Source organism: Candidatus Chloroploca sp. Khr17 (assembly GCF_004138165.1).
Lineage (GTDB): Bacteria > Chloroflexota > Chloroflexia > Chloroflexales > Chloroflexaceae > Chloroploca.
Map to the genome: position 1 here is coordinate 40,434 of NZ_RYFF01000027.1, position 21,427 is coordinate 61,860.

18 protein-coding genes are annotated in these 21,427 nt (G+C 58.5%); 10 read left to right on the forward strand and 8 right to left on the reverse strand.

Translation table 11 applies throughout. The features are described 5' to 3' along the window. Positions 1–57: 57 nt before the first annotated feature. The 3 genes from EKD05_RS15680 (at position 58) to EKD05_RS15690 (ending at position 3,177) form a co-directional block, all read left to right on the forward strand. Positions 58–1,116, forward strand: a complete 1,059-nt coding sequence (locus EKD05_RS15680) for a patatin-like phospholipase family protein (RefSeq protein ID WP_129674375.1) — start codon at positions 58–60, stop codon at positions 1,114–1,116. Continuing rightward, on the forward strand, positions 1,100–2,038 hold the full coding sequence (locus EKD05_RS15685; protein WP_165360762.1) for a YihY/virulence factor BrkB family protein: 939 nt from the start codon (positions 1,100–1,102) through the stop codon (positions 2,036–2,038). The genes EKD05_RS15680 and EKD05_RS15685 overlap by 17 nt, the downstream gene beginning before the upstream one ends. A 506-nt stretch (positions 2,039–2,544) precedes the next feature. Beyond that, positions 2,545–3,177 carry an acetate uptake transporter family protein gene (locus EKD05_RS15690; RefSeq protein WP_129674379.1) on the forward strand — a complete coding sequence of 211 codons (633 nt, stop codon included), beginning with the start codon at positions 2,545–2,547 and terminating at the stop codon, positions 3,175–3,177. 152 nt (positions 3,178–3,329) lie between these two features. Here the strand turns inward: EKD05_RS15690 and EKD05_RS15695 are convergent, their stop codons facing one another. Continuing rightward, on the reverse strand, positions 3,330–4,265 hold the full coding sequence (locus tag EKD05_RS15695) for a UV damage endonuclease UvsE (RefSeq protein WP_129674381.1): 936 nt from the start codon (positions 4,263–4,265) through the stop codon (positions 3,330–3,332). Between the two features lie 404 nt (positions 4,266–4,669). Between EKD05_RS15695 and zigA the strand changes: the two genes are divergently transcribed. Genes zigA through EKD05_RS15710 form a run of 3 tightly spaced genes read left to right on the forward strand, consistent with a single transcriptional unit; the run spans position 4,670 to position 7,544 of the window. Further along, positions 4,670–5,956, forward strand: coding sequence for a zinc metallochaperone GTPase ZigA (gene zigA / locus EKD05_RS15700; RefSeq protein WP_129674384.1), 1,287 nt, complete (start codon positions 4,670–4,672; stop codon positions 5,954–5,956). Next, on the forward strand, positions 5,940–6,182 hold the full coding sequence (rpmB, locus tag EKD05_RS15705; RefSeq protein ID WP_129674386.1) for a 50S ribosomal protein L28: 243 nt from the start codon (positions 5,940–5,942) through the stop codon (positions 6,180–6,182). Before zigA ends, rpmB begins: the two co-directional genes overlap by 17 nt. Before the next feature lie 9 nt (positions 6,183–6,191). Beyond that, positions 6,192–7,544: an FAD/NAD(P)-binding protein gene (locus EKD05_RS15710; RefSeq protein WP_240695809.1), complete on the forward strand. Its 1,353-nt coding sequence runs from the start codon at positions 6,192–6,194 to the stop codon at positions 7,542–7,544. Positions 7,545–7,824: 280 nt separating this feature from the next. Here EKD05_RS15710 and EKD05_RS15715 read toward each other — a convergent pair whose 3' ends face one another. Together EKD05_RS15715 and EKD05_RS15720 are read right to left on the reverse strand one after the other, a co-directional pair. Continuing rightward, positions 7,825–11,766, reverse strand: a complete 3,942-nt coding sequence (locus EKD05_RS15715; protein WP_129674388.1) for a PAS domain S-box protein — start codon at positions 11,764–11,766, stop codon at positions 7,825–7,827. Between the two features lie 109 nt (positions 11,767–11,875). Then, positions 11,876–13,132 carry a two-component system response regulator gene (locus EKD05_RS15720; RefSeq protein ID WP_129674389.1) on the reverse strand — a complete coding sequence of 419 codons (1,257 nt, stop codon included), beginning with the start codon at positions 13,130–13,132 and terminating at the stop codon, positions 11,876–11,878. Between the two features lie 274 nt (positions 13,133–13,406). Between EKD05_RS15720 and EKD05_RS15725 the strand changes: the two genes are divergently transcribed. After that, on the forward strand, positions 13,407–15,632 hold the full coding sequence (locus EKD05_RS15725) for a response regulator (protein WP_129674391.1): 2,226 nt from the start codon (positions 13,407–13,409) through the stop codon (positions 15,630–15,632). A 6-nt stretch (positions 15,633–15,638) separates the two neighbouring features. Here EKD05_RS15725 and EKD05_RS25810 read toward each other — a convergent pair whose 3' ends face one another. From EKD05_RS25810 to dprA, 4 genes are all read right to left on the reverse strand, one after another. Next, a complete protein-coding gene (locus tag EKD05_RS25810; RefSeq protein WP_165360763.1) occupies positions 15,639–15,791 on the reverse strand; it encodes a hypothetical protein in 153 nt (50 codons plus the stop codon). Continuing rightward, positions 15,776–15,994 (reverse strand): type II toxin-antitoxin system HicA family toxin, encoded by a 219-nt coding sequence (locus EKD05_RS15730; RefSeq protein WP_129674393.1) that lies wholly within the window; start codon positions 15,992–15,994, stop codon positions 15,776–15,778. Before EKD05_RS15730 ends, EKD05_RS25810 begins: the two co-directional genes overlap by 16 nt. After that, on the reverse strand, positions 15,994–16,248 hold the full coding sequence (locus tag EKD05_RS15735) for a type II toxin-antitoxin system HicB family antitoxin (protein WP_129674395.1): 255 nt from the start codon (positions 16,246–16,248) through the stop codon (positions 15,994–15,996). The genes EKD05_RS15730 and EKD05_RS15735 overlap by 1 nt, the downstream gene beginning before the upstream one ends. A gap of 69 nt (positions 16,249–16,317) precedes the next feature. Then, complete coding sequence (gene dprA / locus EKD05_RS15740) at positions 16,318–17,397, reverse strand: DNA-processing protein DprA (protein WP_129674397.1); 1,080 nt, start codon at positions 17,395–17,397, stop codon at positions 16,318–16,320. Positions 17,398–17,569: 172 nt separating this feature from the next. Here dprA and EKD05_RS15745 point away from each other — a divergent pair, with 172 nt between their 5' ends. Beyond that, positions 17,570–17,833: a DUF2203 domain-containing protein gene (locus tag EKD05_RS15745; protein ID WP_129674399.1), complete on the forward strand. Its 264-nt coding sequence runs from the start codon at positions 17,570–17,572 to the stop codon at positions 17,831–17,833. A 113-nt stretch (positions 17,834–17,946) separates the two neighbouring features. Here the strand turns inward: EKD05_RS15745 and EKD05_RS15750 are convergent, their stop codons facing one another. Further along, complete coding sequence (locus tag EKD05_RS15750) at positions 17,947–18,774, reverse strand: DUF3352 domain-containing protein (RefSeq protein WP_129674401.1); 828 nt, start codon at positions 18,772–18,774, stop codon at positions 17,947–17,949. 528 nt (positions 18,775–19,302) lie between these two features. Between EKD05_RS15750 and EKD05_RS15755 the strand changes: the two genes are divergently transcribed. Together EKD05_RS15755 and EKD05_RS15760 are read left to right on the forward strand one after the other, a co-directional pair. Further along, entirely contained in the window at positions 19,303–20,034 is a 732-nt protein-coding gene (locus EKD05_RS15755; protein ID WP_129674403.1) for a DapH/DapD/GlmU-related protein, read from the forward strand. Between the two features lie 58 nt (positions 20,035–20,092). Continuing rightward, entirely contained in the window at positions 20,093–21,334 is a 1,242-nt protein-coding gene (locus tag EKD05_RS15760) for a glycosyltransferase family 2 protein (protein ID WP_129674405.1), read from the forward strand. Positions 21,335–21,427 lie beyond the last annotated feature (93 nt).

Below are 21,427 nucleotides of genomic sequence, written 5' to 3' on the forward strand. Positions count from 1 at the left end.
GCGTCTTTGCGTCAACACGGGTCAACCTTTTGCGCTTACAGAATTGAGGAAACTGTTATGTCTAGCCAAACAAGTCCACGCCGGGTCGCGATTGCCTGTCAGGGCGGGGGCAGCCATACGGCCTTTACCGCCGGGGTGCTGAAGTCGTTGCTGCGTGATGAGGCCCATGGCCGCTATCAGATCTGTGCGTTGACTGGTACCTCCGGTGGGGCAATCTGCGCCGCCCTCGCCTGGTATGGCTTGATCAAGGTGGAACGTGGCGAATGGCAGCGTGAGCAGGTTAGTGCGAACCTCCAAGATTTCTGGCTCGATAATGCGCCTCAGTTGCCATGGGAACGCCTGTGGAATGATTGGACGATGACGCTGCTGAATATGCAAGTGCGCGGCAAGCTTCCAGCCCTAAAGTCGAGTCCGTATACGCCTCAGATGATGCTGGCAAATGACTTGCTGAAGCAATTCGCGCCCCGCCCCGAGTTTCTCGATCTGCGGATGTTGCTTGAGAAGTATTTTCATGTCGATGAAATACAACAGCCAGTCAATCAGCCCCGTTTGTTGCTTGGTGCGATTGCGGTTCTGGCTGGTACGTTTAAAGCCTTCGATTCGATGAAGGCTGAGATTAGTACCGATGCGGTGCTTGCCTCAACAACCCTGCCAACCCTGTTCCAGGCGATCAAGATCGATGATGAGTTCTACTGGGACGGGCTCTTTTCGCAGAATCCGCCGGTGCGCCAGCTTGTGGTGGGCATTGATCCGGCGCTCAAGCCGGATGAGATCTGGGTGGTGCGCATTAATTCGCAGCGCATTAGCCAGGAACCAACGAGCATTGAGGAGATCGAGGATCGCCGCAATGCGCTTGCTGGCAATCTTTCGCTCAACCACGAACTCGATGTGATTAACAAGGTTTCAAAATGGGTACGCCAGGGGCAACTCAAGGATCTCGGGTTGAAAGCAGTGGATATTCACTCGATTGGGATGAGCCCGGAATTGAATGCACGCCTCAGTTATATCTCGAAACTGAACCGTGATCGCGATTTTCTGCTGAATCTGATCGCCGATGGCGAGGCTCAGGCTGATGCGTTTCTTGCGGACTGGAATGCCAATGTCGCTACAACCTGAGCACCGTTCCTCGTCGATGCTCGGTTCAGTAGGTGAGAAAATCCGCCATGACCTCGCCCGCCTGCTGGTACTGGTGTGGGGCACCTACGCTGCCTTCAAAGACGATGGCGGCCGTGCCCTCAGCGCGGCGCTCGTCTACTATGGTACGCTCTCAACGGTGCCGCTGCTGATCTTGATCATTTCGCTGCCGGGCCTCGTGCTGGGCATCGTTGATGTAGCTGCGGCTGATCGTTTTGTCCGTCAGCTTACAGGTTTTGCTGGCCCGACCTTCGCCGATATCCTGACGACGTTTCTGGAACGGGTGCAGAATCAGTCGCTGCTGGTCGCCGGGGTGAGTGTGGGGATGCTGCTCTTTAGCGCTTCGTCGGGCTTTCGTTTTCTTCGCTATGCCTTTCGCTGGATCTGGCGCAACGAGCAGCCTGTCCGTCCCGCAACTTCTTTGCTCGGGCGTCTCCGCGCAACGCTGCCGGGACGCATCATTGATGCCTTGATCGCGTTTGGCATCGTCTTTCTCGCCCCGGTCATCGTAACCGTTGGCTTGCTCATCTATCTTGTGCTTAATCTTGCCCGTGCGTTGCTCAACGATCTGCCTCTGATCGGCAGTACCCTGAGTTCGCTGCTCGCTCCGTTGATCTTGCTCTTTCTCTATAGCCTGATCTTTATGCTTTTGCTCTGGGTGATGCCTCCTGTCCTCCTGCGCCTGCGCGATATTGTTGTGCCCGGTCTGGTCTGCGCCGTCGCGGTCTTGATCACAACCTATGGCCTCGGGCTCTATATCCGGTTTTTTAGTGGCATGAGCATCTATGGCGCGATCGGTACCATCTTTGCGCTGCAGCTCTGGACCTACATCAATGCGATGGTGCTCTTTAGCTGCGCCGAGTTGACCAAGTTGCTTGTGCGCAATGCTGCGCCTTCTTCATAATTGGCTTTACCAAAATTTTACATAGTTGCGGTCAGTTTTGTGCTGTTGCCGTTGGTTTTGGCTGCGCAAAACTCAGCGCACGTTCGGGGGTGGCTTGATCCTACGTTGGCTCACATATAGTCACATGCAGCCCTTTGCAATGCACTCTATGCCCATTTACCCTGGGCGCAGAAGCGGTCGCTTTTATCGTCATGCTGCGATTAGTCATAAAGAAGCGATGTTTTTGAAGTCTCTTTTTTGTGACTTTTTTTGCTTTTACAAAAACTTTACATGGTTGCCCTCCTTTTGTCCTAATGTAAACTATTCATACCTCACATGGCGTATTTTTCGTGTATGCTGAGAGCTACATTCTTGCGGTCAAGCAACACCAAGCTTCATATCAGAGAGCAGTTCTAGCCGATTTGTGTCTGAGGAGTGCCGACGTTAGCCGGCTAAAGCCGACACTCTTGTGTACAACCCAGTTAGGAATGATCTATAAAGTAGTTTCGGCATATAGGAGGGGTACGATGTTAACAGGACATGCAGGCAAACTGACGGCCAAAGAAACGGCGAAGCCCGCAGCGGCAGTCACGACTCAGATCGAGCAAAAACTTGGGAATCCGGCGGTTGTTGGTCTCGCGGCGTTTGGCCTTACGACGATGATGTTGCAGTTCCATAATGTTGGTTGGACTGGGATTGGCCCGGTGATCTGGCTCGGTCTGATCTTTGGTGGCCTCGCTCAGTTTATCGCTGGCCTCCAAGAGCAAAAGACGGGTAATAATTTTGGCTATGCCGCGTTTACTTCCTATGGCTCGTTCTGGATCGCGCTCGGTCTGCTTTTGATTGGCAATGAGTTGAAGTTCTTTGCGTCGAGCACCACTGATATCGGCTGGTTTATGGTCGTCTGGGCGCTCTTTACCAGCATTCTCTGGGTTGGTTCGATGCGCGTCAATGGGGCACTCGCGATGACTTTCACCCTGCTGCTCGCCGGCTTTATTCTGCTCGCCCTTGCTCACTTTGGTTTCCCTGGCCTGACGGTTGTCGCTGGCTATGTGCTGATGGTCTGCGCCGCAATGGCATGGTATGTGATGGCCCACCTGATCTTCCAGGATCTCTTTGGCCGCGATGTGCTCCCCGTTGGCAAGCCCTGGTTGCATTGATGCTTTGCCCTGCAAATAAGGCGGGATATTTGACGCAAAGGCGCAGAGGCGCGAAGGTTTGATGGATCTGCATGCGCCGCTTTGCGCCGTTGCGTCAACCCGAGTCAACCTTATTTGTAGGGAATTGCTTCCACCCCTACCCGCCCGCTGCCTCAGCTAAGCCTCGCAGCAAGATCTGGTGCTGACCGCGCAAGGTCGTTCCGCAACCGCGCCAGTGCCAGATCACCCCCTTTCGCTTCGAGCATGATGTCAAAAGCCGGCAAGCCACGCGCCGCAACCAAGAGCCGGATCAGGTCGCCCGGGGCGATGAAGTCAGCATGTTGCCCCACCCGCGGCGCAACAATGCGCATCGGTGTCCCGGCTCGCCCCGGCAAGAGGTGCGCCTCGGTGCGCTGCGTGCTCAGATGCACCTCGGGCCGCGTCCCAGGCGGCCAGGTTGCCAGCGCTAACCCGAGCGCCATGGGCAGACTGAAGCCCTCGGGGTTGTGCAATTCCCAGTGCAACGTGTCAAAGACAAGCGGTACCCCGCACTGCTCGTGCAAGACCAGCAATTGCCCAAGACTCGGCCCATTGGCTTCATGCTCAAGCGCCAGTCGCGCCCGCGCCCGCGGCGAGAGCGCTCGGTAACGCAGCGCAAACCGACGGTAACTCAGCGGATCATCCGCCGCCGCCCCAAGATGCGCCACGATGATGCCCTCGATTTGCGCTGAACGGCGCTGCCCATCAAGCGCTGCGAGCAGCGCCGCCGCCGCCTCGATCGTCGCCGCACTTCGCTGCGCTAGCTCAGCCTCAGCGCTCGCCAGCGTGAGCCCATGCTCAAGGTGCAACGTGATGCGGATGCCCGCCTGCGCGACTCGTGCGGCGAGCAGATCGAGTTGATCAGCACACGCTGCCAGTTGCCCAAAGCCATCGTATGCCGTCAGCGCCAGCGCTGCCCGGTAGTAGCGCACCTGGATCTGCCCCAGATACCCCACCATATCGCCGAGCCGTGCGAGATCCAGGCTCAAATGTGCCCCTCGCTCACGCCTGCCGCCACTTGCCAACCCCGGGCGCCCAATCGCCCGCACGACAAATCCCAGTCGTACCATGCCAGGCCTCCCCCGCCGAGAGTTTTATACGTTTCCGTGTACAGTATAACATAGGTGTATCCGTGATGTGGCGCGGCAAAGCCGCGCCACATCACGGACATACCTTTTCCTGCCGTGGCCGTCAACGGCTCGGCTCCTGGACAGCCAAGGCCACCTGCGTGGCCTCATCCAGCCGGCGCAGGCCGGCTTTGCCCTGCGTCGCCGAGGCGTTGACGCCGACGGTCTGGGCGGACGAGCGTGATCCGCGCGCATGGCGGCACGCACCAACGGAAGATGTAATCGCCCTGCTTGTTTGACGCTCGCTCCTTGACAGGCACAATGATATATTCTATCATTACCAGCATAATCGACTCGCCTTGAAGTCGTTCTTTTTTGTTAGAAACCATTGATAGAATGTATCACTTATGACAGCAACTCCCGTACCTCCGCATCGCTTGCCCGTGACGGTGCTCTCAGGGTTTCTTGGCTCGGGCAAGACGACGCTGCTCAACCATGTGCTTGCGAATCGTGAGGACTTGCGGGTCGCGGTGATCGTCAATGATATGAGCGAGGTCAATATTGATGGGCAGCTCGTCCGCGCTGGCGGGGCCGCGCTCAGTCGTACCGAAGAGCGTCTCGTCGAGATGTCCAACGGCTGTATTTGCTGTACCCTCCGCGAGGATCTGCTCGTTGAGGTGGCGCGCCTCGCCCGCGAAGGCCGTTTCAATTATTTGCTGATCGAGTCGACCGGGATCTCCGAGCCGCTCCCGGTCGCCGAGACCTTTACCTTCCCCGGACCTGATGGCGTCAATCTCGGCGATCTCGCTCGCCTCGATACGATGGTGACGGTGATCGATGCCTTTAACTTTACCCAGGATTTTGCGTCGCTCGATGAACTGCGCGACCGTAACCTCGATGCCGGTGAAGGCGATGAGCGGAATGTGGTCGATTTGCTGGTCGATCAGATCGAGTTCGCCGATGTCCTGGTATTGAACAAGACCGATCTGGTTGAGCCCGACGAGCTTGATCAGCTCGAGGCGCTGCTGCACAAGCTCAATCCCGATGCCCAGATCATGCGCTCGCACTTCGGTCAGGTGCCGCTCAACGCGATCCTCAATACCGGTCGCTTCGACTTTGAACACGCCGCTCAGTCCCCTGGCTGGCTCAAGGAACTGCGTGGCGAGCATGTGCCCGAGACCGAGGAGTACGGGATCACCAGTTTTGTCTACCGCGCCCGCCGTCCGTTTCATCCTCAGCGTTTCTGGAACCTGATCAACCAGCCCTGGCCCGGTGTGCTCCGCTCCAAGGGTCTCTTCTGGTTGGCGACGCGTATGGAGTTGAACGGCGTTTGGTCGCAGGCCGGCGGTGCCTGCCGCGTTGAGCCAGGTGGCCGCTGGTGGGCCGCCCTGCCCGAGGATGCCGTGCCCGAGGATCCTGAGCACGAGTTGTTCCTCGTCAATCGCTGGGACGCAACCTGGGGCGACCGACGCCAGGAGCTAGTCCTGATTGGGCAGGATCTGGACGAGGCAGCTCTGCGTGCCGAGCTCGATGCCTGTCTGCTGACCGAGCGCGAAATGGCCCTCGGCCCTGACGAGTGGGCCCACTTCGCTGATCCCTTCGGGTCATGGGAGTTTCTCGAGGCGTATGACGATGACGACGACGATGATGACGACACGTACGAAAGGAGCGTGAGCAATGGCAAAGCGCTGTGATTTGACGGGCCGCAAACCATCCTACGGCCACAATGTCTCGTTTTCAAAACGGCGTACCAACCGTCGCTGGGAGCCAAATCTGCACTATCACCGGATCTGGGGGCCCGAAGAACAACGCTTTGTGCGCCTGCGCTTATCGGCGGCTGCGCTGCGCGAGATCGAGAAGAAGGGGCTGATGCTCGCGCTGCGTGACCGTGGTCTCAAACTCAAAGATGTGGAACGGTGAGCAACACCAATGCTTGACTGGCTCATCATTGGCGGCGGCCTCCACGGTACTCATCTGGCGCTTGTCCTGACGGCGCGGGCCGGGGTTCCCGCCGAGCGACTGCGCATCCTCGATCCCCACGCGCATCTGCTGGCCCACTGGGATCGTTGCACCTCGGCCACTGGCATGACCTATCTGCGCTCGACGCTGGTGCATCATCTCGCCCTTGACCCGCACGATCTCTGGCATTTTGCCCGACGGCGTGGGCTCCAGGCCACCCAGTTTCGCGGCCCCTATCGCCGCCCCGCCCTCGGGCTGTTTCGCGACCATTGCCAGGCGCTGATCGAACAGTACGGGCTCGCTCAGCTGCACCTGCGCGGACGTGCTACCGGGCTCAGGCGCATCCCACATGGCTGGTTGGTCGAGACCAACCAGGGCAGCCTCGCTGCGCGGCACGTGCTGCTCGCGCTAAGCACCGGCGAGCAACCACGCTGGCCGGACTGGGCGCAAGCGTTGCGAGCCGCTGGCGCAAGTGTGCGCCATCTCTATGAACCCGATGCATGCGATCCTAGCCCCAATACTTTTCAAGTAAGCTCACGCGAAGGCGCGAAGGCGCGAAGGGTTCGCTCACGTACGCTAAAAACTTTGCGCCTTTGCGCCTTTGCGTCAAAACAATCGCCTTCTTTGCAAGGTATTGATCCTAGCCCCGTCTCATGTGAAGATGCCGCCTCGTGCGAATTGCTCTGGGCCAACGACAACCCAGGCGATCACACGGTTGTCCTTGGCGGAGGGATAAGCGCCGCCCAGGTCGCCGTGGCGCTCGCCCAGACAACCCCGGGACGGGTGACGCTGCTCATGCGCCATGCGCTGCGGGTCGAGGCCTTTGATAGTCCACCGGGCTGGGTCGGGCCAAAGGAATTGCGTGGCTTCCACGATGAGCCCGACGTCTGCCACCGCCGGGCGCTCATCACTGGCGCACGACGGCCCGGGAGCATGCCCGACGATGTTGCCCGTGCCCTGCGCCGCGCCGAACGCCGCGGCTGCCTGCGCATTGTGCAGGGCGAAGTAGCGCAGGCCAGCATTGAGCCAGATGGCACCACGAGCCTGGAACTCCCGAACCAGACGCTGCACACGCACCATGTGCTACTGGCAACCGGCTTTGCCCCCCATCGCCCTGGCGGGGCGTGGCTCGACGAGGCGATTGCCACCTACGAACTGCCCATCGCCCCTTGTGGCTACCCGATCGTCTCACCATCGCTCATCTGGGCACCCGGCCTCTACGTCACCGGGGCGCTCGCCGAACTCGAACTCGGGCCAGTCGCTCGCAATATCGCCGGGGCACGCCATGCCGGGGCACGTTTTCTTGGCAAGACAAGGATTTAGGAGCTAGAAAATAGGAAATAGCCGAGCGCATCAGGACACGATGGAGGCCTCCAAACTGTAAAGTAACCTGAAACCTTGCCCAAATGTAAATCAGAGAGCGCCGCTGGCATCCGGTAGTGCCGACTTATGGCCTTCCAGAAATTAATCCGGTCTAGCCCGCACAGGCGGGCTTCGCTTCCCCTAGCCGAGGGCTTCAGCCCCACGGCATCCGGCGCATAGCGGATCATTTACTGGAAGACCATCAGTCGGCTTCCAGCTCAGCCAACTGACATCGGCACTCCTATGCCCCTTCAGAGGCAATTGGGTCAAGCGCACCGAGCGCCGTGCGCAGCGTAATCACAGCCTCCTCCATTGCAAAAGCATCCATCTGCCGAGCAAGGATGGTGGCATACCCACCTAGGGCACTGCGCAACAACGGCTCGTGGCGACGATAAACCGCGTGGGCCTGCAGATCATCCTGTAAGAGCAAGGCCATCAATTCATCGATCACTGTGCGCAGATGCACAGCGTTGACGTTGTCCACCCGCAGGGCCGATGGCGCAGGGATAGCACACACGATAGCGTCGGCAATACGGTGCTGCTCCTCCTCGATCACAAAGGTCAACCCCTGGATTGCCTCGTCGCCTTGTTCAGCCCGGATCAACGCCTCCAGCTCAGCGGCCAACGCGTGAACCCGGTTGATGCCAAGAGTCGCAGCAGAGCTTTTCAGCGAATGGGCAATGCGCCGCGCCGCTACCCGATCATCAACGCTCAGGCAAGCTCGTAACTGATCCATATCCTCACGATGCGTCTCGGCGTACTTGCGCAGCAGTCGTGCGTAGGTCTTCGGCTTGCCATGGACATTCCTGAGCCCCTGGATAGGGTCAAGACCGGGAATAGCTGCCAGAGCCTCACGCAGTGACGCCAAGGCATCGATCGACTCGGTGGTCTCCATAGCCACAGCTTCGGCTGGCAGCCATGTTGCTAGGGTGGCGTAGAGATCCTCAGGAATAACCGGCTTGGCAACAAAACCGTTCATCCCAGCCAGCAGACAGCGCTGGCGATCCTCCTCGAAAGCACCGGCAGTGAGAGCCAGGATAGGCGTCTGCTCATAGCCGGGGAGCATACGGATCATGCGCGTCGCGGCGAGGCCGTCAAGCACCGGCATCTGGATGTCCATGAGGATCAGGTCATAGGTAATCTCGGTCTCCCGCACGCGATCGACTGCGATCTGTCCATTCTGCGCGAGATCAGCCATAAAGCCAATTTCGCGGAGCAGATCCAGGGCTACTTCCTGATTGATCGGATTGTCCTCGACAAGCAGGATGCGGGCATTGCGACGCATCATCAGTGCAAGTTCAGGCGAAGGTGGGCGAGACTCGACCTCGTTCAACTGGCGCCCCTCGAGCACCTCGACCAGCGTATCAAAGAGGATCGAAGCCGTCACAGGCTTGAGCAGAAAGGCGGCAAAGCCGGCCCGCTCCAGATCTTCTTTGGGCACACGCTGCCCAAAGGCAGTGATCATCAAACAGGTTGGTGCGAGCGTCAGCGGAAGCAGCCGCATACGACGAGCCGTTTCGACGCCGTCCAGACCAGGCATGTGCCAGTCGATAAACACCATTGCGTAAGGCTCTCCCTTTTGATCGGCATGTTGCACCGCAGCCAGGGCGTCAACCCCGGATGCCACCAGATCAACGACAAGGCCCATGGCCCTCAGCATTTCGCCAAGCACATCACGCGCAGCCTCTAGATCATCCACGATCAGAACGCGCAACCCTTGCAAGTTGGAACCAAGACGGCGGGGCTGCAGGCGACTCGCGCTTTTGCCAAGTGGCACCTCGAACCAGAAGCAACTGCCCTGGCCGACCACACTGTTTACCCCCAAGCGTCCGTTCATAAGCTGCACCAGACGTTTGCTGATCGCCAGACCCAGCCCGGTGCCGCCATATTTGCGCTCGGTCGAACTGTCGGCTTGCTCGAAGACCTCGAAGAGTCGCAGTTGCACGTCGGGGGCGATCCCGATCCCGGTATCTTCGACCTCAAAGCGCACGAGCAACTTTTGTTCATCCTCCTTGATGATGCGAACTCGCAGCACAATAGTACCCTGATCAGTGAACTTGATCGCATTGCTAGTGAAGTTGAGCAAGATCTGGCCCAGCCGCAGCGGATCACCGTGGAGCAATGGCGGCAACCGCGCATCCAGGGCATACACAACCTCTAGGCCCTTCGCATGGGCCTTTTCAATCACCAGGTCGCTTACATTCCGGATCACCTGGTCAAGCGCAAAGTCGGCAGCTTCGAGACCCAGTTTGCCGGCCTCGATCTTCGAGATATCGAGGATATTGTTGATAATCGCCAAGAGGTGCTGGGCGGCATCAATGACCCGGTTGAGTTGATCACGCTGGCGAGCATCAGAAGTATTGCGCAGCAGCAGGTGGGTCAGGCCAACGATTGCATTCATCGGCGTGCGGATTTCGTGGCTCATGTTCGCCAGAAATGAACTCTTGGCACGGCTCGCAGCCTCGGCGGCGGCGCGGGCACGCTCGAGATCACGCTCGATCTGTCGACGTGCGGTGATGTCCTGGTAATACGAAACAATACCGCGGGTTTCATCGTGGACGCGGTAGGGCGCATTGTGCCGTTCGATGATCCGTCCATCAAGCAATTCGATCATATCGACACCGTGCTCATCAGGAGACCGAAAGCGTTGCTCGATCTTCGCACGGAAATCTTCCGGATCTCTGACCATCTGTTTGATATGCCCGATGAAGCCCATGCGCGTAAAAACGGCAAAGTCTGATGGAAAGTGGAAGAGATCAAGAAAAGCCTGGTTGAAGATGATACAGTCGCCGCCCATTCCCATTACCATGATTCCATCGGGAATGGACTCCAGCGTTGCCCGCAGCAGTGCGACCGTTTCGTGCTGCGCGATCTCAGCTTCCTTGCGCGCCGTGATGTCCCAGTTGACGCCAAGCACCCGGCGCGGTGTGCCTGCCGCATCACGCTCGATCTGGGCATGGGTCGCAATATGGCGAATACGGCCATCAGGCAAAACAATGCGAAACTCGGTGACATACTCTTGCTGGTCGCGCATGGCTCGCTCGGTCGCGGCAAGCGCCCGCTCAACATCGTCAGGGTGCAGACAGGCTAGCCAGGTTTCAGTGCGACCATCAAACGCTCGCGGGTCAATGCCATAGAGGGTACACATCTGGTCATCCCAGATCAAGAGTTCCCGCTCGCGATCACGTTCCCAGACCCCGATGCCAGCCGAGCCGGTCGCAAGCGCAAGGCGACGAGCACTCTCCTCCAAGAGTCGATACGCTTCTTGCAACTCCTGGGTGCGCTCTTCAACCAGATCCTGGAGATGTTGCCGGTAGCGATCAAGCTCAGCTTCAGCTTGCTTGCGCTCGGTGATATCAATGAATGCGCCAATGATGCCCGCGCTGTTGCCCGCCTCGTCACGGAAGACATCTTTCACAAACAGAACGTCACGCCTCTGTCCGTGCTGGTCAATAACCTGCGCCTCGTACGTCTGGGTGCCACCATGCTCGATCATCGCGAGATCGTGCGTCTCGTAGACGGTGCTTAGCGACGAAGGCCAGAGCTCTTGCACTGTCTTGCCCTGCAACTGCTCGGGCGTCTTGCCCACCATTTCGGCAAAGGCCCGGTTGCAGTCAAGGTAGCGGCCTTCGCAGTCTTTTGAAAAGACGGGGACGGGGATCGCGGCAAGAAGCGATTGGCTAAAGTTCAGCGCCCGGTCACGTTCGGCATTCGCGCGGCGCAATTCCTCTTGCACATTCTGGTACACGACGCCCTGCACCAGGGTCTCGAAAAGGGTGCGGTAGCGCAGTTCGCTCTCACGCAAGGCCGCCTGGGTTTCGTGGAGAGCGGTGATGTCACGCGCAATGCCATGCACGCCGATCAATCCGCCAGCACGATCGTACATCGGTGTTTTGATCGTCCGAAAGAGGTAGTCTCTCCCGTCGGCAACACAGGTCACCCACGCCTCATTGGTGCTCGGACGACCTGCTGCGATCACCGCCATCTCGTTCTCGCGAAAGAAAGCGGCTTGCTCAGCACTGAAGAGCACTGCATCGGTCTTGCCGATCACATCGTCCTTGGGCAACGCCACAAAACGCTCGAAGGCAGGGTTGCACAGCACATACACCCCTTGCAGATCCTTGAGCCAGACCAGGTCAGGGATAGTCTGAAGGAGCATGCTGAGATAGTCAATCGAGCGCATGGGAGCCTCTCACGTTCAGGCCATCGACAAGGTTTCAGAAAGAGCGTTTGAGCGTGACAGTGGTAGTGCCGGCTTCAGTCGGCACTACCAGTACGTAGGGCGCAAACGGTCAAGTGCCTACGAATCTTGTCACAGGCTGGCCCTGGATGCTAGCCAATTTGGCGCAAATGTCTGCCTCGCTATCAACATAGTGATCGGCAATGGCCTGAAATTCGGTAGACAGGGCGAGAAAAGTATCAACGATGTCGGGGTCAAACTGGCGCCCGCGTTCCTCACGAATAATCGCAACCACCTCGGGCATGGGCACGGGCGGCTTGTAGATGCGACGCGAAATCAGCGCATCAAAGGTGTCGGCAAGCGCCATCAGACGCGCCGAGAGCGGAATGGCCTCGTTCGCCAGGCCCTCTGGGTAGCCCGTGCCATCCCAATGCTCATGATGCGAGAGCGCAATCTCACGGGCTACGTGGAGAAATTCCAGCGGAGCATGGCGGGGCCAGTTGTATGCAAGATCAACCTTGTTGGCGCATCCGTGGCTGGGTGTCTCGAGCAGGTGAATTTCTTCGGCCGCAAGCGTGCTATTCATTGCCATTTCGATCGCATTGCTGCCGATACGACAATGACCCTTCATAATCTCGCGCTCTTCAGGCGTGAGTCTGCCAGGTTTGAGCAGAATGTGATCCGGGATGCCCACCTTGCCAATATCGTGCAGTGGGGCCGATTTGACCAGCAGATCACGGCACGGCTGGCTCAGCGCATCGGCAAAGCGGGGATGGGTAGCAAGCGCATTCGCCAGCACTTGCACATAGATCTGGGTACGCCGCAGGTGATTGCCAGTATCGGGATCACGTACCTCTGCCAACGCAGCCAGCGCTCTGATGCTTACATCTTCAATCAGTTGGTTCTCACGCATCCGCCGCGCTACTTCGGCCTCAAGGCAGGCATTCTGGTTGGCGAGCCAGTCACGCGCTTGCTTGAGCTCGAGATGGGTGCGGACACGAGCCAGCACGATCGCCGGACGGATCGGTTTGGTAATATAATCAACGGCACCAAGCTCAAGGCCGTGCGACTCATCCTCTACTGAGTCCATGGCTGTGACGAAGATGACCGGGATAGATCGGGTCGCAGGATGATCGCGTAATCGTGTGAGCACAGCATACCCATCCATCTCGGGCATCATCACATCAAGCAAGAGCAGATCGGGCTGCGGCGCTGATGCAGCCACCTGCAAGGCGCGTATCCCCGAGCGTGCAACCCGCACCTGGTAGTACGGCATAAGCAATTCGCCCAGAATAGTGAGATTCTCCGGGGCATCGTCAACGATGAGAATTGTCTGCCTGGTAGATGCTGGCACGAAAGATGAAATCATACGCACCTCCGCTAGCAACCATCGTAGGGCGCAGCCTTATGCGTACCACGTGTAGGGCCGACTCCCGTCGGTGGCTTACTTTAATCATTGACGCGGGTGGTGCCCACCCGCGTCAATGATCAAAGGCTTGTCTCACCATTATAGGCAGATGATCTCATTTTTATATGTGCAATCTATCGCCCTGTCTGGTACAATTTAGGGCAAATTGAGGGAAAAGAGTGAGCCATCGCAAAGCAAGAGTTCCTGAAGGCTCTGCTCAAGCTAGGACTCCACTATGGCTGAACCGAAGAGTGTCAGCTGCCCTGAAGCAACAACAGAACTGGCGCTGCTCCGCACGCGTGTCGCACAGCTTGAAGCACAACTCGTTACGTATGAAGCAACGCTGCCACCAGCGTTGCGCCGCGATCTTGAGGCCGTTGTAGCACAAATAGGCCAGGCAATTTTCCGTATCCAGACCACAGAGACCTTGCGCAATAACGAGCAGGAGTGGCTGTCACTGTTCGATGCGCTACAAGACTTTCTCTTTGTGCTGGATTACAGTGGCACCATCCTGCACGTGAATCAGGTAGTGCTGCAAAGTCTCGGCTACAGCATCGACGAGATCGTGGATCAGCCCGTGTGGATGGTACATCCACCCGACCAACACGCCGAGGCAATCGCGATCCTAGGCGAGATGCTCGTTGGACAACGTGACGTCTGCCCACTTACCCTGGTGACGCGAGAGGGGCGGCAGATTCCTGTTGAGACAAGGGTGACCCGTGGGCATTGGTTTGGGCAGAAGGCGCTCTTTGGGATAAGCCGCAATGTCAGTGCGCATCTGCGCATCGAAGCAGCCTTGCATACCCTGGTGCATAGCTTGCCCACCTGGGCTACCTTGCTCTTTGATCACGATTTGCGCTTCCTGGCAGCCGATGGGTACGAACTGATGCGAACGAATCATGCCACGGGAAGCATTGAGGGTCGCACATTTCATGAGGTACTCCCGCCGGATCTCGTGGTTGCGCTCGAGCCAATCTACCGTGCCGCGCTGGCGGGCGTCACACCAGTAGAAGTCGACCTTGCATTCCGCGACGCGTGGTACCACCTGAGCGGCGTACCCGTTCGTGGCGAAGCCGGTGAAATCGTAGCTGGGCTGATCATCGCGATCAATATTAGTGAACAAAAGCGTATCCAGGCAGTGCTTAGCGAGCAGGCTCAGGCAATGGCGGCCTTACGCAAGCGTGAGCAGCAGGCGCTCGCGTTGCACGACTCGCTCGGCAAGGCGCTCGCACATATGAACCTCCAAGCCCAGACCATTCGCGAGAGCATCTCTACCCAACACCTCGACAAAATCACGACCGCCCCGCCTGCACCGTTCACGGTAGCGGACCTAGAGCCTCATCTTGGATCGCTGATGCCACGGAAGACCCGGCTGATCGCGATCATCGAGCAGCATCGCCAGTGGGTCGCTGAGTTCTATGGGTTTCAGATCGATCTGCACATCGGCCAGGGCGTCGCTACGCTCTCAATCGCTCCCGATGTTGAGGTGCAGTTGCTGCGGATGATCCAGGAAGCCATGGCAAATGTGCGTACATCCACCAGCACAAAGCATGTCAGCCTGATACTTGAATTGGTGGAAGATCAGCTGGTTGTGAAACTCAGCCATATGGGACTAGCGTTTGATCTCGCCGATACAGGAGAACCTAGCCGCAACCGCAAGGCCTTTGAGTTTCAGAATCTCTGTGAACAAGCAGAAGTGATCGGCGGCACTCTTGCGATGATCGCGATGCCGGGCTCGGGCATCATCGTGCGACTGGAGGTTCCGCTTGAACGCCTGTCGGGTTACCTTCGTCATCGGCCAGGCATCCTGCTCGTGGGCAGCAACCCCTTCGATCTGCATATGCTCCAGCAGTCGCTCCAGACCAACGGCTTCGCCATCGTCGGGGTAGTAACCGATGGGCTGTCTGCCCTAGACGCAGCACAGACATTACGCCCCGACATTGTGCTGATGGATACCGCGATGCCCGGTATAAGCAGCATCGAAGCGATGCACCTGATCCTGGAAAAAATTCCAGAGATGCAAGTGGTACTGTTAACAGCCGTCGAAAATGAACAAGATCTGCTCGAGGCGATCAAGGCCGGTGCTGCCGGTTATCTCCTGAAGAGCATGGATAGTGACGAGCTTTGCAACCAACTCCTTGGAGTTTTGCGCCGCGAGTTGGCAATCTCTCACGATCTGGCCCTCCGCATCTTGCAAAATCCAGCAACACAGCCATCTCACGAGTCGCTCACTAGCGAAGATCGCGCCTCGGCTCTCACGCAACAAGAGCTAAAGGTGCTGACCCTGCTGGCCCAGGGGCATACCTACCGGGCAATCGCCCAACTGCTGGATTATAGCGAGCGAGCCATCAAGTACCAGATGGGCAAAGCGATCAAAAAGCTTGGTATGCCGAGCCGCAACGCAGCAGTCGCCATGGTACGCCAGCAGATGCAGCGAGGCCTCTGGCCTGAGCCGCACTGAGTTCGCTCACCTCAATACATACTGCATTGGCGCGGCCTGCCGCACCAGGCCTTTCAGTTCAAGCAGGGTCAGCGCCCCCGCCGTCGCTTGAGCCGTCAGGTTCGCTTCGCGGCTCAGTTCATCAATATGGCACGGTGTGGGGCTTAGACCTGTTCCCACTCCTCACGGCTCACATCGGCCTGACGAAGTATGGTGGCGAGCAAGCCAACGCCAATATCGCCACGATGCGGATTGGGAATAGTGATGCGCTTCTCCTCGCGCACCATAAAGGCATGGCGACCAGCGGGATAAGGTCCTTCAAAGCCCAAGGCCCGCAACCCACGAATCAGACGCACTCGGCTGATGGGACCAAAGGGTGGCATCAGGCGGCCTCCTGCGTGCGGATAGGCTGGCTCAAGTCGATCCCATCAAGTGGCGGGATGGCGTGTCCCAAACGCAAACCAAGCCAGATCCAATCTTCCAGCGCAGATTGAAGATCCTCGCGACACGCTTCGAGGGTCTCAGCGTGGCCGAGCACGCCTTGCAAGCCGGGGATTTCACCAACAAAGCCTTCGTCATCAACCAGTAGTTGGTAGGTGGCGCGACGCATTGCCGCCGCAATGTAGGCACTCAGCATGGCTCTTCCTCTCGTTGAGCATGTTCCGCTCGCAGCATCTTCGCTCGCATTGTAGCACGGCCCACTCGCTCACCTCAACACATACTGCATCGGGGCTGCCTGCCGCACCAGGCCTTTCAGTTCAAGCAGGGTCAAGGCCCCCGCCGTCGCCTGAGCCGTCAGGTTTGCTTCGCGGCTCAGTTCATCAATATGGCACGGTGTGTAGCTCAGTAGGCCAAGCAGTGCCGTTTCGATCGGGTCTATCGGTAATTCGCTGCGTGCTTCGCGCTGCACACTCGCCCTGGTGAGATCGAGGTCAGCGAGCAGATCATCGGCCGAACGGACAAGCGTTGCACCGTCGCGGATCAGCCGATGACAGCCAGCACTCTGGCGGGAGAAGATCGGCCCCGGCAACGCAAAAACCTCACGCCCCTGATCGAGCGCAAAGCCCACGGTAATCAAGGCTCCACTCTTTTCGCCCGCTTCGATCACCAGCGTTGCCCGGCTTAACCCGCTGATGATGCGGTTGCGCGGCGGGAAATTCGCTGCTACCGGCATCGTCCCCAACGGATAGTCACTGATCAACGCGCCCTGCTCGATGATGCGCTGCGCCAGACGCTGGTTGCGTTCGGGGTAGGGCTGATCGACCCCGCTGCCCAGCACCGCAAGCGTGCGCCCACCCGCCTCCAGCGCCGCCTCGTGCGCCAACGTATCCACACCAAGCGCCAAGCCGCTTATAATAGAGACACCCGCACGGGTCAGGCCATCAGTCAGGCGCATCGTCGCCTCGCGTCCATAGGTTGTCGGCGCCCGTGTACCAACCAGCGCGATCGCCCAATCATCGGCGGGCGTCAACGCGCCGCGCACATAGAGCAGCGGCGGCGCAGCGGGGATATTGCGCAGCAGATGCGGATAGGCCGCATCATCAATCGTCAGCAACGTCACCCCCGCCCGTGCCACCCGTTCCAACTCGGCATCGAGGTCAAGCCGTGTACGCACCGCCATCAGCGACGCACTGGTCTTGCCTTCGATCCCGGCGGCAGCCAACGCAAACGCATCGGCATGCCAGGCCGCCTCCAGTGAGCCACAGTGCTCAACCAGGCGCGCCAGACGGATCGGGCCAATCCCCGGCACAAGATTGAAACCAAGATAATAACGCGTGTTTGGCATAGCAGCGGTCTTCTCAAGCAAACAGAAAAACCATCGTCTCCAGAGTTATACCGCTGCCCGCCCGGTTTTGATACGGGTGTGAGGGTAATAGTCTTTTCAGCCGACTGAAGTCGGCACTACCCTCTAAAGCTGATCCGGCCCTTCTGAAACTAGGTCAAAGGAGAACAACAAGATGTCACACGAAGAAGAGTTCGCTGAACAAGCCCGCTTGATCGCATGGCTCCAGGAGCAACTCGAACATCAGCGCGTCGTCAATGCCGAGCTCCGACGCGCTGTGGCCGATCTGGCCCGCACGTTTCAAGAGTCGCTCGCCGCCGCATACGAGGCCGGCGAAAGCGGCGATCTCGAAGCGATCCGCCGCATCACCAGGGCCAATCAACAACACTGGCAGAGCTACCTCCAGCAGATTGTCGCCGCCGCCCGGCGCGAAAAGTGAGCCTATTTCCGATTGCAGATGAGGGTTTGCTCACCTACGCTCAAAACTTTGCGCCTTTGCGTCAAAACAATCGCCCTTTGCGCCTTTGCGTCAACCCAACCGCCCTATTGTCTCTACGGCGCGATCAGGCTTTGCAACAAGGCGCTCACGCCCTGACGCGCCGCTTCGCCATTCGCCGTGCCATCGGTATAGACAGCCCCGGCGCGTTGCGGGGTCAGTTGTGCGCTAAACGTGCGAAAGTCAGGGAGGGACGCCAGTTGATTGGTGCTCGCCTCTGGTTCAACAGCAACCATCGCTTCAATCGCCTCAAGCCGATTGCTAAAGACGACGTAGTGGTCAACGAGCGCAAAAGCGGTGATCGGGCTTGGTGCGCCGCCCTCCTGGGCATAGATCGTCACCTCACCAATGCTTATGGCCTGGAATGTCTCGCCACGCGCCTCGCGGGCCGTGCGATGCTTTTCAACGAAGGCACTGGCCTGCGGATCATTCTTTGAACCAAAGAGCAAGACCACCTCGGCTTCGTTGAGCAGCGCAGCCCCATCGTGTGAACCCTGCAGCGACCCTGCCTCCAGATCGCGCACCGCCACGATCATCTCGCTACCGAGCCAAGTGCCAATATTGCCCTCAAGCGGCACCGCCACCAGTTCCTCCACCGGCTCCAGCAGCGCCGCTGGATCAGCGATGCCAAAGCCTTCGCTCAGGGCACGCTGCAGCTGATTCACGTCAACCACCCCACCAACATTCGGGGCCAGCGCCGCATAAAGCTGCGTATCAACCGGCAACAACTCACCCGCCGAAGGGCCGCGTGTCGCCAGCAGAATCCAGGCAAACAGACCACCGCCAATGAGCATCGAAATCAGGGTAATCACCGCTCCACCAGCCACCGCATACCCCAGACTATGCTCACGCGGGGCACGTCCAGGCATTGTTTGAGAAGACATAGCGCTCTACTTTCACAGATCCACCAGATAACCAGCTATGGTAAACACTGTAGCGCAGTGCCGTCATTCATGCAAACGGGTGGAGGTGCGTGATGCTCTTTGAAGCTATAAACTGACACTCCAGAGCAACCCGTCGACGTTTCAGACAGCCTCTGAGACCGTTCGCTTCGGTCAGGGTTGACCATGCGCCATGCGCAACGGTACATGGTATTAGGGGCAATGCTTTTCAAATAAGCTCACGCGAAGGCGCAAAGAGTGAGCGCACCGACGCGAAAGCCTTTGCGCCTTTGCGTCAAAACAACAGTATCTTTGCAAGGTATCGGTATCAGAGGGCAAAGCATTCGCCCCTACCATGTTCACGCAACGGGGCCATGCCGTGCTCAAAAACCTGTGCAAGAGGTAAACACACTGTAAGACCTCGCTTAACGTCCTGTTAGGTAGAATTTAAGGCGCTCCTGTACGATAGGGACAGTCCACCCGATCCAAGACCGTTCATCTGCAGCGGGCCAACCACCCGCACGTCAAGGTATGCGCCAACAACTTGGGCTCTACATTTCGCGTCAGGCGAGTTCATTACCACAGTATGTCTTCGAGCAACTGGTTCAGGCGAGCCTGGGCTGGGTGCCGAGCATCGTCGGCGTAGGAGTACGCGCAGTCGCGTACCGGAGCATCCTTGACATGAAGGGCATGGCAGCCATTGAAGATGGCGTACGGATCAGGTTTGCCTCGGATGTTCGCCTCGGCAAGGGCGTCTATCTCGACCACGGCGTCTATTTGCACGCCTGCCCAGGCGGGATCACCATCGGTGACGAGAGCCTGGTAATGAAGAACGCGATCCTGCACGTCTACAACTTCCGCGATCTTCCCCATAGTCATATCACCATTGGCGCACGTTCCCTCATCGGCGAGAGTTGCATTTTGCGCGGGCAGGGTGGCATTCACATTGGCGACGATGTCTACCTTGGCACGCTGGTGCAAGTACTCGCCGTCAATCATGTCATCAACGATACAACCCGACCAATCAGCCATCAGGGCATCACGGCCCAGGGCATCACGATTGAAACAGGTGCATGGATTGGCAGCGGGGCCATTGTGCTCGATGGTGTACGGGTAGGACGCAACAGCGTGGTTGGTGCAGGTGCCGTCGTAACAAAGGACGTTCCCGACTACAGTGTCGCCGTGGGCAATCCAGCCCGTGTGGTACGGGATCTGCGAACCGATCCACTGCCTCCGCGGCAACCTGAGCTACGTGTCTATTGATGAAAGCTTATCAGGCCCCGGCGGATCTGCCGGGCTATGCAGGACAGGAGCACACCCTATGACGACCCTCTCAGTGGTCATCCCGGCCTACAACGAAGAGGACGGCATCGAGGCAATTGTTGACCGTGTACTGGCAATCGCGCCCCAGCTCGCCGAGGTTGGCGTTGCTGAACTTGAGTGCATTGTGGTTGATGATGGTTCATCCGACCGCACTGCCGAGATTGTTGCAGGGTATGGAGAACGTGTCCGGCTGATCCGCCAGCAAAACCGTGGGTACGGCGGTGCCCTCAAGACAGGCTTTGGGGCCGCTACGGGTGAGTTGATCGGCTTCCTTGATGCCGATAGCACCTATCCACCTGAATACTTCCCCAAAATGTGCCAGGTTGCCATGGACGGGGCCGATATTGTCATCGGCAGCCGCATGGCAGGTGAGCACAGCGAGATGCCGCTTGTCCGACGGGTAGGCAATACCATCTTTGCCTCGCTGCTTTCGCTCGTCTCAGGCGTACGCATTAGCGATAGCGCCAGTGGGCAGCGCGTGCTCCGTCGTTCGGTGCTGCCAATGATCTATCCGTTGCCCAATACACTCGACTTCACCCCAGCGATGAGCACCCGTGCGTTGCACGAGCATCTCAATATCGTTGAAGTGCCCATCCCGTACAAAGAGCGCTCGGGGCGCAGCAAGCTCAGTGTCGTCCGTGATGGCCTGCGTTTCTTCAAGTCAATTGTCTGGACCGCGCTCACCTACAATCCCGTGCGCATCTTCGGCGGCATCGGGTTGGCCATGCTGCTCATGGCCCTGATGATTGTTGGGGTGCAACTGGTTGGCAGCCTCGTTGTCGGCAGCCTCAGCTGGTCCTTCCCGCAACTCTTCGGTGCGCTCGTGCTCGCCGTCGCCGGGGTGACCGCCTATACGACCGGAACCACCTTTAGCTATGTGGTCGCCCTCTTCCATACGCGCCCGATCCGCCAGGGTCTCTTTGGCCCCTACGGCAACGGACGCAAGATCGAAAAGCATTACTGGTGGCTCGGGTTGCTCGCCATCCTTGGTGGTATTGGTGTCTATGTCGCCGCCGTTGTCTTTGACCTGACCAATCCCGCCCTCGCCACGTCATGGTTTGCGCCTGTCCTCAGTGCATTGATGGTGCTCACCGGGGTGCAGTTGATGAGTGCGTGGAGCCTCGCCCGCGTGCTGTCCGAGTTGAGCCGCCGCGATGCCGAGATGGAAGCGGATTTGAACTGGACGTATGTTCCTGCCGCTCACCCGGCTCACGCCGATGCCGTCGCTCAGCAGATCTAAAAAGAGACCTCACAGGTCTTGATGATGGCGTCCCCATGCGGAAGAGCAGACCTGTGAGGTCTTCTTTGAAAAGTGTTGGATCTACGTGAGCAT